Genomic DNA, 15,985 nt, shown 5'->3' on the forward strand with positions numbered 1-15,985 from the left:
GAATTTACAAAAATATAAATTAAACCACATTCATTCTAAATTAAGAAGAATAAGAGCTTTTTTATATACAAATAATAAAGCTCAAGGAGTGGTTGACATGCATTTCATATTAAATATGTTAGGGATTTTCGTTGTCATATTAATCGTTTTCTTATGTTCGCCTAATAAAAAACATATAAAATGGAGACCAATTGTAATCCTCATCATATTGGAGCTTTTTATTACGTGGTTTATGTTGGGCACAAAGCTAGGCAGTATTATCATTAATAAAATTGCGTCATTTTTCAGTTGGCTACTGGCATGTGCGAATGAAGGAATTCGATTTGCATTTCCTTCCGCTATGGACAGTCCACACATTGATTTCTTCTTTAGCGCGTTACTTCCTATCATTTTTGTTATCACGTTCTTTGATATTCTTTCTTATTTTGGAATCTTAACTTGGATTATTGATAAAGTAGGTGCAGTTATTTCAAAAATTTCTCGTTTGCCAAAGTTAGAAAGTTTCTTTTCCATTCAAATGATGTTTTTAGGAAACACCGAAGCACTTGCGGTTGTTCGTGATCAATTATCTGTTTTAAAAGAAAATCGATTATTAACTTTTGGAATTATGAGTATGAGTAGCGTTAGCGGATCCATTCTTGGTGCTTATTTATCAATGGTTCCAGCAACATATATTTTCAGTGCAATCCCATTAAACTGTATTAACGCATTAATTTTAGCCAATGTATTAAATCCTGTGGAAGTTTCGAAAGAAGAAGACGTTGTTTACACACCTTCCAAACATGAAAAAAAAGATTTCTTTTCTACTATTTCAAACAGTATGTTAGTCGGGATGAATATGGTTATCGTTATTTTAGCCATGGTAATTGGATATGTAGCTTTAACAGCATGTTTAAATGGGATTTTAGGCTTTTTTGTAACGGGGTTAACAATTCAAAAAATCTTCTCCATTATCTTTAGTCCTTTTGCATTTTTACTCGGTTTATCAGGCAGTGATGCTATGTACGTAGCTGAATTAATGGGGATCAAAATAACGACGAATGAATTTGTTGCAATGATGGATTTAAAATCAAACTTAAAGTCGCTACAACCGCATACGGTTGCGGTTGCAACGACATTTCTAGCTTCTTTTGCTAACTTTAGTACAGTAGGTATGATTTACGGAACTTACAATTCATTATTTGGCGGAGAAAAATCATCAGTCATCGGTAAAAATGTTTGGAAGCTTCTTGTTAGCGGGATGGCTGTTTCTTTATTAAGTGCTATGCTCGTTGGGCTATTTGTATGGTAAATAATTTTTATAATAAAAGACACTCAGGCCAATTGAGTGTCTTTTATTATTATTTTCGAATTTGTCCATTTCCACGAATCACATATTTTGTAGAAGTTAATGCTGGAAGCCCCATTGGTCCTCTTACGTGTAACTTTTGTGTACTGATACCAATTTCCGCTCCGAATCCAAATTCGGATCCATCTGTAAAACGAGTCGATGCATTATGATAAAGTGCCGCGGCATCTACAGAAGTAAAAAACTTGCTGACGTTTTCCTCGTTTTCAGTAATAATTGCTTCAGAATGCATAGATCCATACGTATTTATATGATGAATCGCTTCTTCAACAGTGGAAACCACTTTCACTGCTAGTGTAAGAGATAAAAATTCTGTCCCCCAGTCTTCTTCTGAAGCAAGTACAATTGAAGAATCCATTGCAAATGCTTTTTGATCACCACGTAGCTCCACGCCTCTACCCTTCAAAGAAGAAAACAACTCGCTACCATATTTCTCTGCCCACTTCTCATGAAGAACAATCGTTTCAATCGCATTACATACAGATGGACGCTGCGTTTTTGCATTTACAATAATATCCAATGCCATTTGTTTATCCGCTGTTTCATCAATGAAAATATGACAATTTCCCGCACCTGTTTCAAGTACTGGAACAGACGCTTCTCTCACAACAGTATCGATTAATTGTTTGCCACCTCTTGGAATAAGAACGTCTAGATAATCCTTCATTGTAAACAACTGCTTTGCGCTATCTCGCGTTGTATCTTCTATAAGCTGGACGCTTTCTTGAGGTAAGCTTGTTTGTTTGAGCGCCCTGTGAATAACGGCAACGATCGCTTTATTAGAATGAATAGCAGAAGAACTACCACGTAATATGACTGCGTTTCCTGTTTTCAAACAAATTGTAGCAGCATCCACTGTTACATTCGGTCTTGCCTCATAAATCATCCCAACAACACCAAGTGGTACGCGCATTTCCTGAATAGATAGTCCATTTGGCCTTTCCCATGCACTTACACATTCTCCTACAGGATCACGTAATTCAATTAGCTGCTTAATCCCTTCTGTCATATCAACAATACGCTGTTCATTCAGCATAAGGCGATCAATGAGAGAATCAGAAAACCCTTTTGCCTTACCTTCTTCTATATCCCGTTTATTTTCCTCTAAAATATAAGCTGTTTCACTTATTAATTGATTTGCAATTGCAGCAAGTGCTTCGTTTTTTTGATTTGTAGATTTTAGTACAAGTTCCCTAACAACCTCTTTTGCTTTTATCCCCTTTGCCAACACTTCATTCATTTTTATTTCCTCCTTTTTAAAGTGAAACCCAATGATCCCTATGGATGACTTCATAACTATGTCTCTCGCCTCTTACTTGAATATCTTGGCTTTGCATACCTTTTACATCTCTTAGTTCCTCTGCACTATATGTGCATTGTCCTTTTCCTATTACGCGCCCTTGTTGCGTTACAACCTCTACAACTTCACCCACTTGGAAAAATCCTGATACATTCGTAACACCAGCTGGAAGTAAACTCTTACCATGCTGAATGATGGCAGTAGCTGCCCCAGCATCTACTTCAATTTGTCCGCTAACAAGCGAATGCAAGGCAATCCATTGCTTGTTCATCTTCATTTCTTTTTGAGGAGCATTACCGACATACGTTCCATCACCCTTACCCTTCAAAACATCTACAAACTTTTCCTGTCCACGTCCTGTTCCGATAAATACACTCACACCAAGAGAAAGTGCTGTCTTTGCAGCATCGATTTTTGATTTCATACCGCCAGTCCCAAGTTTTGAGCCAGCATCTCCTGCAAGAGAAGAAATTTCTTCCGTAACTTCAGGAAGAAAATAATATTTTTTTGCATCCGCATTTTTCTGAGGATTTTTGTCATATAACCCGTTCACATCTGTAAAGATCATAAGCATATCCGCCGAAACAAGCCCGCTTACTAAAGCTGACAGCATATCATTATCACCGAACGTCAGCTCCTCTAAAGAGATGGAATCATTTTCATTAATAATTGGAAGAGCGGAACGGTTTAATAATTCTCCTAACGTAGCGTAAGCATTACTATACTGTTCTTTTCTAGAAAAATCACTTCTCGTCAACAAAAGTTGCGCAGTAACGATGCCATATTTACGGAATTCCTCCGTGTACGCCTGCATTAACAAACTTTGTCCGACAGCTGCTGCAGCCTGTTTCCCTTTAATCGTTACTGGTCTGCTAGGATATCCTAGCGCTGAAAAACCTGCAGCGACGGCTCCAGATGTAATTAACACAACCTCGTGCCCATCAGCTTTCAACCGAGCCAATGCGGCAACGTGATCTGAAAGCTGTTCTGTAGAGATGCCTCCATGACTATCTGCCAAGGAACTACTTCCAATCTTTACAACAATTCGTTGTTTTTTCACTTTTTTATCCCCCAAGTCTAAAATCAAAGTTTTTATAATTTACACTTCATTCACTTTGCAACTATATCTATTCTCATCAATGCTGCAATGAGGTATTTAAGAGCAAAATAAAAATGACCGCTTCGCCCTTAATAAAATAAAAAGGACGAAACGGTCATTGTTCCGCGGTACCACCTTAATTGATATACATAGATATCCACTTGGTGCCTATAACGCAGGCGAACGCCTAAACTTTCATTTAAGACTCAGGGATAGGTTCGATATATTCTATACGAGGAATCTTTCAGCCGGTGAATTCCACTCTCTTTCGCAAGAAGACATATGTACTAATTCCCTTCAACGATTTTCAATCTAATTTTTTTATATTATGCGATATAGTTCGATTCGGTGTCAAGAGGTATTTTTAAAAATAAATAGAGCCGCAAGTTATTTGTATGAAATTATCGCCCTACTGAATGAAAATACAAAATGATATAAGTTTAACTCATATTCATAAACATAAAACCTTACATTATAGTGTATATATTTACATAATGTCGAATATAATTAATTTTTATCTTTTAGTGTTGCAAAAAGGAATATATTCTCTTAGAATGTTTCTTTATATTGCACAGGGATGTTATTCTTATTCTAAGAAAATAATATCAAACCGATATAATTGATTATAAAAGGAGCAAGATTGAGTTATTATGGATAAACAAATTGGATTCATCGGTTGCGGAAATATGGGAATGGCTATGATTGGCGGAATGATAAACAAAAATATAGTGTCTTCAAATCATATTATTTGTTCAGATTTAAACACTGCTAATTTAAAAAATGCTAGTGAAAAATATGGGCTAACTACAACTACCGACAACAATAAAGTAGCTAAAAATGCTGATATTTTAATTTTATCAATCAAACCAGACCTATATTCATCAATAATTAATGAAATAAAAGAAGTAATCAAAAACGATGCTATCATCGTTACGATCGCTGCTGGGAAAAGTATTGAAAGTACTGAAAATGCCTTTAATAAAAAAGTAAAGGTTGTAAGAGTAATGCCTAATACTCCTGCTCTTGTTGGAGAAGGAATGTCTGCATTATGCCCAAATGAAATGGTGACAGAAAAAGATTTAGAAGATGTACTAAACATTTTCAATAGTTTTGGTCAAACAGAGATCGTAAGTGAAAAATTAATGGATGTTGTCACATCCGTAAGTGGTTCTTCACCAGCTTATGTATATATGATTATAGAAGCGATGGCAGATGCTGCTGTACTAGATGGTATGCCAAGAAATCAAGCATATAAATTCGCTGCTCAAGCTGTGTTAGGCTCTGCAAAAATGGTACTAGAAACAGGAATACATCCAGGTGAATTGAAAGATATGGTTTGTTCTCCTGGCGGAACGACAATAGAAGCTGTAGCAACATTAGAGGAAAAAGGATTACGAACAGCGATTATTTCAGCTATGCAGCGTTGTACGCAAAAGTCTGTTGAACTATCTGGTCAAACTAAAAAATAAAACTATAAAAGAGATTACGTTAGCTATGAATTCACATAATTTTAATTAAAAATTCACTACATGATAAACGGCCAAACTCATATAAAATTGAGCTTGGCCGTTCCACTTTTTAATTATATTAAAATAATTTAATTCAAATCTTCTTTAAAGGTTCTGTTTTATCCCTTACCTATTCCCTACTATGATTGTGTAATTTTATTAGAAACTAATAATTTTTCAATGCATTTCGGTAACATATCTATTAGTGTTTCAAATGCGTAGTTTACATCTAGACGTTCTGTCCATTGATGTGCATCTTTTCCTACCGGCCCCATATTTAATACTGGAACATCAAACTCTTCTAATTCCTGAAGCGGAATTGAATAACCTTTATCCCATAATGGCATATTGTCTACAAGCGAACTCATTGAATCCAGTGGATACTGCAAGCCTACATAGCTTAAATCTGAAATCCCCCCAAAATAATTTTGGTTTTCAAATGTAATCTTATGATTGTAGTGTGCATACTTTTCCATTTCTACAACTACCTCTTTTATTAAAGGATTGTTGCGTGAACTCACAGCTGGATAGTACGGCGGAGCGAAGAAAAGTACAATCATCGGTGCCTTTTCTTTACATAAAATCGCTAATTTATCTACTAAATCAATCGTTACCGCACGATCATCTTTATCCTCTCTATTTTTTATAATATTAGATTGAATATGATTTATTTTTTCTTGTCCATGTTGCTCAATTGCATATGTGATAAGCTCTTCATAAGTTAATACATTTACTTTAAGATTAGGTGGTATAAATGGATTATATTTAGAAAAACGATATGCATGTTTTTCATACGACTCTTCTATTTTCTCTGCTACTTTCGTTACTTTTTGACGTAATAATGAAACTACATCTGTCATTGATTTTTCTAATAAAAACAAATTAAATAATGTAACTGCACGATGCGGAATTTGTACAGAATAATCCTCCTTTAAGTCCCTTTGAAGTAAGTTAGTTGGCGGAGGACTCGCTTCACCTTCTACAATATCACAAAGGTCTGTGTTTAACTCTAATTCTGCTGTTATTAATGAAGCCATATAACTCCCATTTAAGCCTGCAAAAGGTTCACCTACATGTGTCTCTTTTCCATAGCAAAGAAAACCAGGTAACACTTTACCAATAGAGCCAGTGTAAATATACTTATTTTGGTCACCAGGATGTCTTGAAAACATAGGCTCTGAGTTTAAGACCGTTTTATAATCTAAGTTATGCTCTCTAGCTAAATCTAACAGTCTTGGAACAGCGGCCCTCATCCCTACAGAATTCACTTCTTCATCTGGTACAGCCAATAAAAGAACATTCCCATTGAATCTTCCTTCACATGCTTGTTCAATCATTGCCATTTGTAATGCTAGACCGCATTTCATATCCATTGTTCCTCTACCAAACAGCCATTCCCCATGTTCTATATCTTCACGTACATGGTCTGGAAGTTCATCTTTATGAGAATAAAACATAGATGTTAACTTTTTAGGATTAAATGCATCTTCTTTCCACACTCCGTAATCTTGTACATCTACAACATCAAAGTGACTTACTAGAATTACAGTATTTTTGGTACTATCGCTTTTCTTTACTAGTGCTGTAACAAAATATCGTCCGTCCCCTGTCGGATTTTTTTGTAAATGATGCGGGTTTTCTTTGAAGTACTGTAAATCAGATAACTGCTCCACAACAAAGTCTGGCAATATTACTTCAGCTTCTGAACCGGTAATACTAGGAATTTCAACAAGACTGCTTAATAATTGAATCAATTGTTCTTTTGATTGCCACTTTGACATATAAATCCCCCTATTTTTCCGCATTATGAAAACTAATTCCAGTATATGAATAAAAAAATGACGACAGCTATCAAAATTATAGTTCTGATGTACTGCCGATTTTTATTGATATTTCATGAGCCGCTTGTTTTACCTTGCTAATAAGAAAAGATAGTCGATCATCATTAATACGATGACTAATTAACCCAACACTTAATGCTCCTACTACTTTATGATTAAATCCGATAATAGGTGCAGCTACTGAAGCTGTCCCTTCTGTTTTTTCACCATAACTGACAGCATATCCTTCATTTTTTATTTGCTTTATTTGATTAAGAAGAATTTGCTTTTGTTCTGGTAATGAAGAAAGTAAATTTTCTACAATATGTTCCATTTCATTCGTTTTCATATTGGCAAGCATCGTTTTATTTGCGGCACCAATTGAAAGTGGAATTTGTTCCCCTAGATTATCGATAACTCGAATTTTTAAAGGACTATCAATTCTTTCAATGATAATAGAATGTGTTCCGTTTGGAATATTTAAATAGACACTTTCCTCCACTTCAGCAGCTAAACGTTTCATCACTTCTCTTGCAACAGATCTGTAGTCTACCTTCTCCAATTGACGTAACCCTATTTCCATCCACATTGGTCCAATTTTGTACTGTTTTGTCTCTGAAATTTGTGTAACTAACCCATGCTCCATTAAAGAGTTAAGTAATCTATGTACTGTACTAACCGGGAGATGTGTTCCATCAGCTATATCAGAAATAGCCCAATACTCTTTTTCATTTGTAGAATTCAATAATTTAATAATACTTATCGCTCGATCAATGGACTGTACCATAACTCGCCTCAACTTTACTCGTAATATGTTAGTATGCTTAATTAACTATCAATTTAGCAAACATTCGAAATGAAATCAATCTATTTATTTAATTTTCTAACAATAAAAACATATCACTAACAAAGAATTGAAAACGCAAACAAAAAAATATTGACTTTTCTTTTTAATTATCTGAAAATTATAACAAGATTTCACATCACGGAATACATTCCATAATACGGAAAAACATCAAACTTTATTCTATCAACTATGAAAGTGAGGAAAACAATGGCGCAAGTAAGCAATACAAACAATGAATTAAAACGGACGATGAAAAGTAGACACTTATTCATGATTGCACTCGGTGGTGTGATTGGAACGGGGTTATTTAACGGATCTGGCTTTATTATAAGTCAAGCTGGACCTGGCGGATCCGTACTTGCCTTTATGGCCGGTGGATTATTAATGTATTTCGTTATGCTATGTCTTGGTGAACTTGCTGTAGCCATGCCGGTTTCAGGTTCTTTCCAAGAATATGCCACTAAGTTCATCAATCCTGCAACTGGCTTTACAATCGGATGGTTGTATTGGTTAAGCTGGGCGAATACGACCGGTCTTGAATTTACAACTGCCGGCATTACAATGCAGCGCTGGTTTCCTGATATTCCTGTTTGGGTTTGGTGTTTAATATTTGGCGTTACAATCTTCACTATTAACGCGTTATCTGCTCGTAGTTATGCAGAAACAGAATTTTGGTTTTCAAGTATAAAAGTATCTGCCATTATCGCTTTCATTATTCTTGGCGGCGCCGCTATGTTCGGTTTTATTGATTTAAAAGGTGACGAACCCGCTCCGCTATTATCAAATTTCGTAAATCATGGTGGTTTATTCCCAAATGGACTTGCCGCTATTCTTTTAACAATGGTTACAGTCAACTATTCCTTCCAAGGTACAGAACTTGTTGGAATCGCAGCAGGTGAAAGTGAAGATCCAGCAAAAACTTTACCTCGTTCTATTAGAAATATTATATGGCGCACGATGTTTTTCTTCGTCTTAGCAATCTTTGTTCTTGTTGCTTTAATTCCTTGGGAAGAAGCTGGATTAACAAAGAGCCCATTCGTTGCTGTTTTTGATAATATCGGTATTCCATATGCAGCTGATATTATGAACTTTGTTATTCTTACTGCTGTTCTTTCTGTTGCAAACTCAGGACTATACGCTGCTACTCGAATGCTTTGGTCTTTATCAAAAAACGAAATGGCTCCAGCCTTTTTAAAGAAATTATCATCACGTGGGATTCCTCTCAACGCTTTAATCATGACGATAGCTATTTCTGCTTTTTCTCTTTTGACAAGCGTAGTAGCTGCTGAAACTGTTTACTTGTGGCTCATTTCAATTTCCGGAGTCATTACCATTATTGTTTGGATGTCAATTTGTGTTTCTCAATTCTTTTTCCGCAAACATTATTTAGCAGACGGCGGAAAATTAGAAGACTTAAAATTTAAAACGCCACTTTATCCACTCGTACCAATTCTTGGTTTTGGATTGTATGGCATTATATTAATCAGTCTTATTTTTATCCCAGAACAACGACTTGGAATCTATTGCACTGTCCCATTTATCATCTTTTGCTACACTTACTATCACTTTAAAGTTAAGAAAAGAAATTCTACTAATACTCATAGTGAAACTAAAATTAGCGAGACTTCGTAATATTTGACGATACATAAAAGACCACACATGGCGTTTCACTTCATGTGTGGTCTTTTATCGTTCCTTCTCTCATTTCCCCCTACTATTGAAAGAATTATTTATAACACTTTAAGTTCTGGATTACTCAGGTGAACTTTGAGTTGAAAAATGAGCATTTCTATACCTTTCCCGAAATTTCAAGTTCTGCTAATGATGTTGTAGAAAGTGTTAATGTAGTAAATACTATAATACTAACAATTACTATTTTTACTATTCATAAGTTGATGATTCTGCTTACTATTACTGTTTTGTTTTGATATATTTAATATATATTTAAAGACAGACAGGAGTTAGATACGATGATAAAAGGTTTTGGAGGAATATTTTGGAGAACTAAGAATCTTGACGTTATAAAAAAATGGTACAGTGAAGTATTGAAACTTGATATAGAAGATTGGAATGGAACTGTGATTAAACCCCAGTTAGGAAATGAGACCATCTTTTCTTTCTTTACAGAGAATGACAATTATTTTCCAAAAGAACAACAAGTGATGTTAAATTTCGAAGTACATAATCTAAACGAGACTATAAAGCATCTTGAGAATATTGGTGTACCTCTTGAGAAGAAAGAAGAAATCAGTGAATTTGGAAAGTTTATTTGGATTAAGGATCCTGAAGGTCGATTGATCGAACTTTGGGAGAAATAGTGGATTATACTTATTTACTATTAAGTTAACAGCTGCGTTAATATATCAAGGTAAATAAAAAAGTCGATTCCTTTAACTCCACAGGAAATCGATTTTTTTGTGGAGTTAAATTTCTTAGCTTTGTAAATCCTCATTTTTCAAATTCTACCCTATGGCCACCAACTTAAAAACATAAAAAAACGCTATTCTTACGAAAAGAATAGCGTTTTTCATTATTTAAATATGATTTCATCTGAATTTAATAGATATATCCCCTCTCCTACAAAAGCAGTAGAGTGTTCATTTAAACACTTACTACCTCAGTGGGATTTATCACATTCCAATTTCAATATAATAGTAAATAGGTATATCGGATATAGATGTACATTACTAGGCTTATACATGTTTCAACTTTAGAATTACATTCACTATTTAATTGGTAGTTACCAATAAAGAAAGGAATGATCATCATAATACAGAACATATACGAAACTCATTTACATGTAAGAAATTTAGAAAACGCAATAAATTTCTATCAAAACAAGCTAGGATTAACGTTAGCAAGAAAACTCTCCAAAAGAAGAGTGGCTTTCTTTTGGGTCGGAGAAAATAAACAACAAATGCTTGGACTATGGGAAGTACATAACATTGAAGACTTTGAGCCGAGACATTTTGCTTTTGGTGTAAATTTAGAGTTTTTAATGACTTCTAAAGCGTGGTTAGAGGAACGTGGAATAGCAGTGATAGGAAGTCAAGGAAAAGGAAATCAAGAGCCAATTGTCCAAAGGTGGATGCCTGCTGCAAGTGTATACTTTCTAGATTGTGATGGAAATAAATTAGAATTCATTTCTATGTTACATGAGAATCCAGATGAATTAGAATATGCGTCCTATTTAAGTGTATGGAATGAGGAACACCAAGAAAAATGAATGGAATTTCCGTTCAAGTCTTTTCTTATTTTTGGATATAATGTTGTACGATTCCCCTTTTGCTATTAATTTTCGTCGGATTTATGAACAGTTATCGTAATGGAAAATTCATGATAAATACATTTGTTAACATAATGTATTTATTGTCACCTTATATTTGTACTTACGTACGAGCAATTCCTAATCTGCTTCAATTACAATTTGAATTATGTAATTTTTCTTCTAATCTGGCATCTACTCTTTAAACAAAAACTCCCCTTAAATTGAAAATGATTAAGGGGAGTTTTATATACGATGCAATTATAGTTCAGATTTCACCCGAACAGAAACATTATTTTTAATTATATTTTTGACATCTTTAAAGCTAACAAAATTGTTACTTTTCTCATCCCAAAGACGGAAACGGAGTGAACGCAAGCTTGTAGCAAGCGTAATCGTTGGTACATTTTTTAAAGGAAGCGTATTGTTGTGTGCCTCTTCTAGTTTATAGTTAGGTACTCTTGGACTTAAATGGTGAACATGATGGAATCCAATATTACCCGTTAGGAATTGCAAAATTTTCGGAAGTTTATAAAAAGAACTTCCTTCCACTGCCGCTTTCACATATTCCCACTCTTTATCTTCTTCAAAATAAGAATCCTCGAATGTGTGCTGTACGTAAAACAACCAAATACCTATTGAACCTGCAATTAAAAATATAGAACCATGTACTAAAAGAAACGATTGCCATCCAATTGCCAAGCAAAGCATTCCTATAATAGCAACGATTAAAATATTCGTTAAATAAGTGTTCATACGTTCTTTTTTTCTAGCACCTTTTCGGTTAAATCTATTTTTAAGCAGGAAAACATAAATCGGGCCTAACCCAAACATAACGAATGGATTGCGATATAAACGATATGCTAAACGGAGTCTAAATGGTGCTGCTACATATTCATCTACTGTAAGCGTCCAAATATCTCCTGTACCCCTTTTATCCAAATTACCACTCGTAGCGTGGTGAATAGAATGCTCATGCCCCCACTGATCAAATGGGAATAATGTTAAAACACCCATACACGTTCCAATTATTCTATTTGCACGTCGACTTTTAAAAAACGAATAATGGGTGCAATCATGAAAAATAATGAAAATCCTTGTCATAAATCCAGCGGCTAACAATGCTGGAACTAATGTTAACCAATAAGAAACTGACAAACTTTTATAAGCAAGGTACCATAAAATAATAAATGGCACGATTGTGTTGATCAGTTGCCAAACACTTTTTTTAATCGTTGATTTTTCAAAAGGAGCAACTTGTTTTTTTAAATTTTTAGTATTTTCTAAGGTCATTGTTCTAATTCCTTTCCTTTTTGTTGCTAATTCATATTATAACACACTATTAGTATCAGGTGTTAAAAGTAGCTATAATAAATATTTTATACTATGAAAATCTCTTTTTTCTTACTCATTACTTACAAATTGCTTACGTCCAAAATAGATTCTATAATTGGACAGACGGAGCATTTTATGTATCAAAGAAACTTCGAATTTTTCCAATAAGTACATAAAAAAACAGAGAGTTTTTTCACAAGAAGAAAAGAGCTGTCATTAGTCAGTTTCACCGACTTATGGCAGCTCCTCTTCGTTTTACCTTATTTTATCGATGAAGCCAAACCGCACCTGCAGACTTGTCTTCAGCTTGGCCTACTACTTCAAACTTCAGTCCTAGTTTCGGCAACTTACGTCCTGCATCAGGAATGATGCTGTTGATATATTGCTTAGAATCATCAAATTTCGCCACTCCTGGTAATCCTTTATAATCAAAAATACCGCGAGTTGGTGAATTTACTTTCCATGCTGGCGTTTGATCAAATGAGAATGCCGCATCGGCAATTTGATAACGCGTACTGCTCTTCACAGTAGGTTGTCCGTTTAATGTCCCTACAATTGCCTCTGGATGAGAATCTACTACTCCTAAGAACCCTTCACCTGGATGAACGCCTACCCAGTTATCTGTAAAGCTTTGATCCGCATACCATACAACCATTCCTGTATTAAATACTGGTCCACGTGCATGTTGTAACGCAGTGTCAGAACCAGCGTAATTTCTCCACTCTACATAGTAATTATGTTTTTTCTGTTCAAATCCGTTAGACACAGTAAAGCCTTTTAACGTCATTGCTGGCTGACCTTCTGCATCATCAGAGAAAACAACTTTTCCATCTACAGTTAAGGCTGCATTATCTAACGCAAATCCTTTATAAGCTACTGCAATATCTGTTAAGTACTCAAATTGCAGTTTTACTTTTTTTCCTTTGAATTGGCTTAAATCGTATGATTTATCAACCCATTTACCATCAGTTGTATCCGCGCCGCCTTTTACATCTTTTTCGCCCATTCTATCAATGCGTGTCTTCGTTCCATCTTCTGCAATCGCATATACGTCAAGGAAATCATACTTCGCTTCAAGTTCGTAAAATGCCTTATAATCGAACTTAGCATCCTTTGCATTTGTTAAGTCAAATACTGGTGTCTCAAGTGTTGTATGAATGTCATTTCCTTTTGTACTATAATAGAACTTCTTACCAAACGCCGATTCGATATTTTTTATATCTTTGTCCGGCAAGTTAACACGAACGATTCCAGGTCGTTTAGATTTTGTAGTACTTTGATCTACATATGTCGCAACACCGATGCCTTTGCTAAGTTTGTCATAATCTACTTCAAGGATATTCGCCCAATTCCCCTTCATATTCTTTTGGAAAAACTCTTTATTTTGTGGTGAGAAACTCGTTGGCTCTGTTCCTGCAATTTTTCCAGCCCAGCTACCACCACTCATAATAGACCATGACTCAACAGGTTCACCTTGTCCTGAGTACTTTGTATCATATTCATCTGGTAAGCCTAAATCATGGCCATACTCATGTGCAAACACACCAACCGCTCCGTCTTCAGGCTCGATTGTATAATCGTATGCAGCCATCTTTCCGCCCCAGTTCGAAACAGAAGATTTCGTGCCATCAATTGCATATGGTTTTGAACCGAGTTTTGAACGATGTGACCAAATCGCATCATCTTTCAATTTACCGCCGCCAGCTTCTTGACCAACGCCAGCATGTACAACCATTAAATGATCAATAATTCCATCTGGCTCATTTTTATTTCCATCACCATCTTGATCGTATTGATCAAATTGGTCATAGTCTGCTAAATTGATTCCTTTTGCTACCGCTGCTTTTAATGCTTCTTTCACAAAATCTTTTGGTCCTAAAGGCCCCTTGTTATCATGACCAGTACCCGCATCAGCACCATAATCTGATGCTTTTCCTGGAACAGTAAGCCACTCTGTTACAGTCCCATCAACTGTATAGCTACCACCAGATTGTTCTTCATAATATTGCTTAAATGTGTTAATCTTCGATCCATCAAATAAAGTGAATGGTTCATCACCAAATAACATTTTTTGATAATGTTCACGATTAAAGTCCTTAGAATACATGTATCCTGGCTCTTGATCAATATTGTTATGCTTAAAATCGCTAAATTCTACAAGTAAAACAAGTACTTTATCTTTTCGAACAGCTCCATTGTATTCTTCTTGCTTCGCTGATGTAGTAGGTACTTTTCCATTTAATTTTCCTGGATTCAATCCAGCACTTTGCCCAGCTACTGGGCCTACTTCAGGCTGCTGTGCCTGTTCATTTTCCTTCATCTTTGCATCTTTTACTTTTTTCATAAAATCAGAAGCTTCTTGTGTAAGACTATCTCCTGTTAAGATTTCTTTCCCAGGGTTTTCCCCTTTCTTTTTCTCAACATATTTTTCGACAGCCTTTGACGTCTCAGCTTGTGATGCAGATTGATCAATTACCCCCCGTTGTTTTAGCGCTTCTGCCAAACGCTCCTCCGGTATTAAGTGCTCATCTATTGGTAGAGATGATGTTGGTGTCTCAGCATACGCTGCGTGACCTCCAAAAGCAAACGTACTACTTAGTACCGCTGCTGTTGTTAATACCGCTAATGGTTTTAATTTCTTTTTCTTTTTCAATGTATTTCCTCCCCAGTGTCTGCAAATTATCGTTTTTTGCCGATAACAACATAATATTCGTTATAATACGAATATTCAATCTTTTTCAACAAATAAAATGTTGAGAAATATTTTTTTATGCAGAGTGAAATACAAAAGATAGAAAAACAAACATGCTCTCCAATAAATAACAGTGAACTTTTATATGTTCTTAGTTACAATCAAAATCCAGTAAATCTGAGATTTATATTTTTTAATAAAAATAAGAATTAAATATTTTCTATACTATTTAATCTATGGATTACCATATTACTCACTATTCTCATTATTACAAGCTAATAGTGGTTCATACATCATTATAGCGTGATTCTCCGTTACATATTGATCTTCTATTAACTATTTCTGTTGATTATATACTTTACGTTGAATCACATTATGTCGTATATAACCGCCCCAGTATGCAGGTTGAATTGAGTGTTCTTTCTCATACACTTCATATTGATAAAGTTGCGGATAGACTGTTCTCCATTCACCAACTAAATATTCATCTGTCATATAAAGGTGAAGTTGATACGGTTGGTCCGTTTCATTTTTAATTTGTAAATCCAAATAGTTATAGGAACAAGTCGCTCCACTCCCAAACGGTTGAGTTCGCCTCGAATCAGGAAAGACATCAAAGCTATGACGATATCGTTCTGTTACTGTCAGTGGTGTATGTAAAGTCATCCAATATATTAAATTCGAAAGCTGACAAAGACCTCCTCCAATACCTGTTTGAAAAGATCCGTAGTGTAATACCATACCTTCTACATATCCTTTTTTCCTCGTAGG

11 protein-coding genes, 1 pseudogene and 1 other annotated feature are annotated in these 15,985 nt (G+C 35.1%); of the genes and pseudogenes, 5 read left to right on the forward strand and 7 right to left on the reverse strand.

The window, feature by feature from the left end; translation table 11 throughout:
• The first annotated feature begins 97 nt into the window (after positions 1-97).
• Entirely contained in the window at positions 98-1,291 is a 1,194-nt protein-coding gene (locus H6481_RS26085) for a nucleoside transporter C-terminal domain-containing protein (protein ID WP_000545482.1), read from the forward strand.
• A gap of 49 nt (positions 1,292-1,340) precedes the next feature.
• Here the strand turns inward: H6481_RS26085 and H6481_RS26090 are convergent, their stop codons facing one another.
• Both H6481_RS26090 and proB read right to left on the reverse strand, forming a co-directional pair.
• Positions 1,341-2,588, reverse strand: a complete 1,248-nt coding sequence (locus H6481_RS26090) for a glutamate-5-semialdehyde dehydrogenase (protein ID WP_053564146.1) — start codon at positions 2,586-2,588, stop codon at positions 1,341-1,343.
• 16 nt (positions 2,589-2,604) lie between these two features.
• Positions 2,605-3,708 carry a glutamate 5-kinase gene (gene proB / locus H6481_RS26095; RefSeq protein WP_106824773.1) on the reverse strand — a complete coding sequence of 368 codons (1,104 nt, stop codon included), beginning with the start codon at positions 3,706-3,708 and terminating at the stop codon, positions 2,605-2,607.
• 138 nt (positions 3,709-3,846) lie between these two features.
• Positions 3,847-4,057 (reverse strand) — a binding site (T-box leader).
• 340 nt (positions 4,058-4,397) lie between these two features.
• On the opposite strand from proB, the gene proC reads away from it, so the two are divergent.
• Positions 4,398-5,216 carry a pyrroline-5-carboxylate reductase gene (gene proC / locus H6481_RS26100; RefSeq protein ID WP_098853144.1) on the forward strand — a complete coding sequence of 273 codons (819 nt, stop codon included), beginning with the start codon at positions 4,398-4,400 and terminating at the stop codon, positions 5,214-5,216.
• 179 nt (positions 5,217-5,395) lie between these two features.
• Here proC and H6481_RS26105 read toward each other — a convergent pair whose 3' ends face one another.
• Both H6481_RS26105 and H6481_RS26110 read right to left on the reverse strand, forming a co-directional pair.
• Positions 5,396-7,060, reverse strand: a complete 1,665-nt coding sequence (locus tag H6481_RS26105; protein ID WP_182813602.1) for a M20 family metallopeptidase — start codon at positions 7,058-7,060, stop codon at positions 5,396-5,398.
• 52 nt (positions 7,061-7,112) lie between these two features.
• On the reverse strand, positions 7,113-7,862 hold the full coding sequence (locus H6481_RS26110) for an IclR family transcriptional regulator (RefSeq protein WP_000250751.1): 750 nt from the start codon (positions 7,860-7,862) through the stop codon (positions 7,113-7,115).
• A gap of 267 nt (positions 7,863-8,129) precedes the next feature.
• Here H6481_RS26110 and H6481_RS26115 point away from each other — a divergent pair, with 267 nt between their 5' ends.
• From H6481_RS26115 to H6481_RS26125, 3 genes are all read left to right on the forward strand, one after another.
• On the forward strand, positions 8,130-9,554 hold the full coding sequence (locus H6481_RS26115; protein ID WP_000079995.1) for an amino acid permease: 1,425 nt from the start codon (positions 8,130-8,132) through the stop codon (positions 9,552-9,554).
• Positions 9,555-9,892: 338 nt separating this feature from the next.
• Positions 9,893-10,240: a glyoxalase/bleomycin resistance/dioxygenase family protein gene (locus H6481_RS26120; RefSeq protein ID WP_016081144.1), complete on the forward strand. Its 348-nt coding sequence runs from the start codon at positions 9,893-9,895 to the stop codon at positions 10,238-10,240.
• Positions 10,241-10,689: 449 nt separating this feature from the next.
• Positions 10,690-11,148 (forward strand): VOC family protein, encoded by a 459-nt coding sequence (locus H6481_RS26125; RefSeq protein ID WP_069356642.1) that lies wholly within the window; start codon positions 10,690-10,692, stop codon positions 11,146-11,148.
• A 300-nt stretch (positions 11,149-11,448) separates the two neighbouring features.
• Here H6481_RS26125 and H6481_RS26130 read toward each other — a convergent pair whose 3' ends face one another.
• The 3 genes and pseudogenes from H6481_RS26130 to H6481_RS26140 all read right to left on the reverse strand — a co-directional run.
• Positions 11,449-12,480 (reverse strand): fatty acid desaturase, encoded by a 1,032-nt coding sequence (locus H6481_RS26130; RefSeq protein WP_182813605.1) that lies wholly within the window; start codon positions 12,478-12,480, stop codon positions 11,449-11,451.
• A gap of 307 nt (positions 12,481-12,787) precedes the next feature.
• Positions 12,788-15,175: an immune inhibitor A domain-containing protein gene (locus tag H6481_RS26135; RefSeq protein WP_000727447.1), complete on the reverse strand. Its 2,388-nt coding sequence runs from the start codon at positions 15,173-15,175 to the stop codon at positions 12,788-12,790.
• Between the two features lie 288 nt (positions 15,176-15,463).
• Positions 15,464-15,985: pseudogene (locus tag H6481_RS26140) on the reverse strand (VanW family protein); the annotation flags it as partial.

Source organism: Bacillus sp. ME78 (assembly GCF_903970865.1).
GTDB classification, from domain to species: Bacteria; Bacillota; Bacilli; order Bacillales; family Bacillaceae_G; genus Bacillus_A; species Bacillus_A cereus.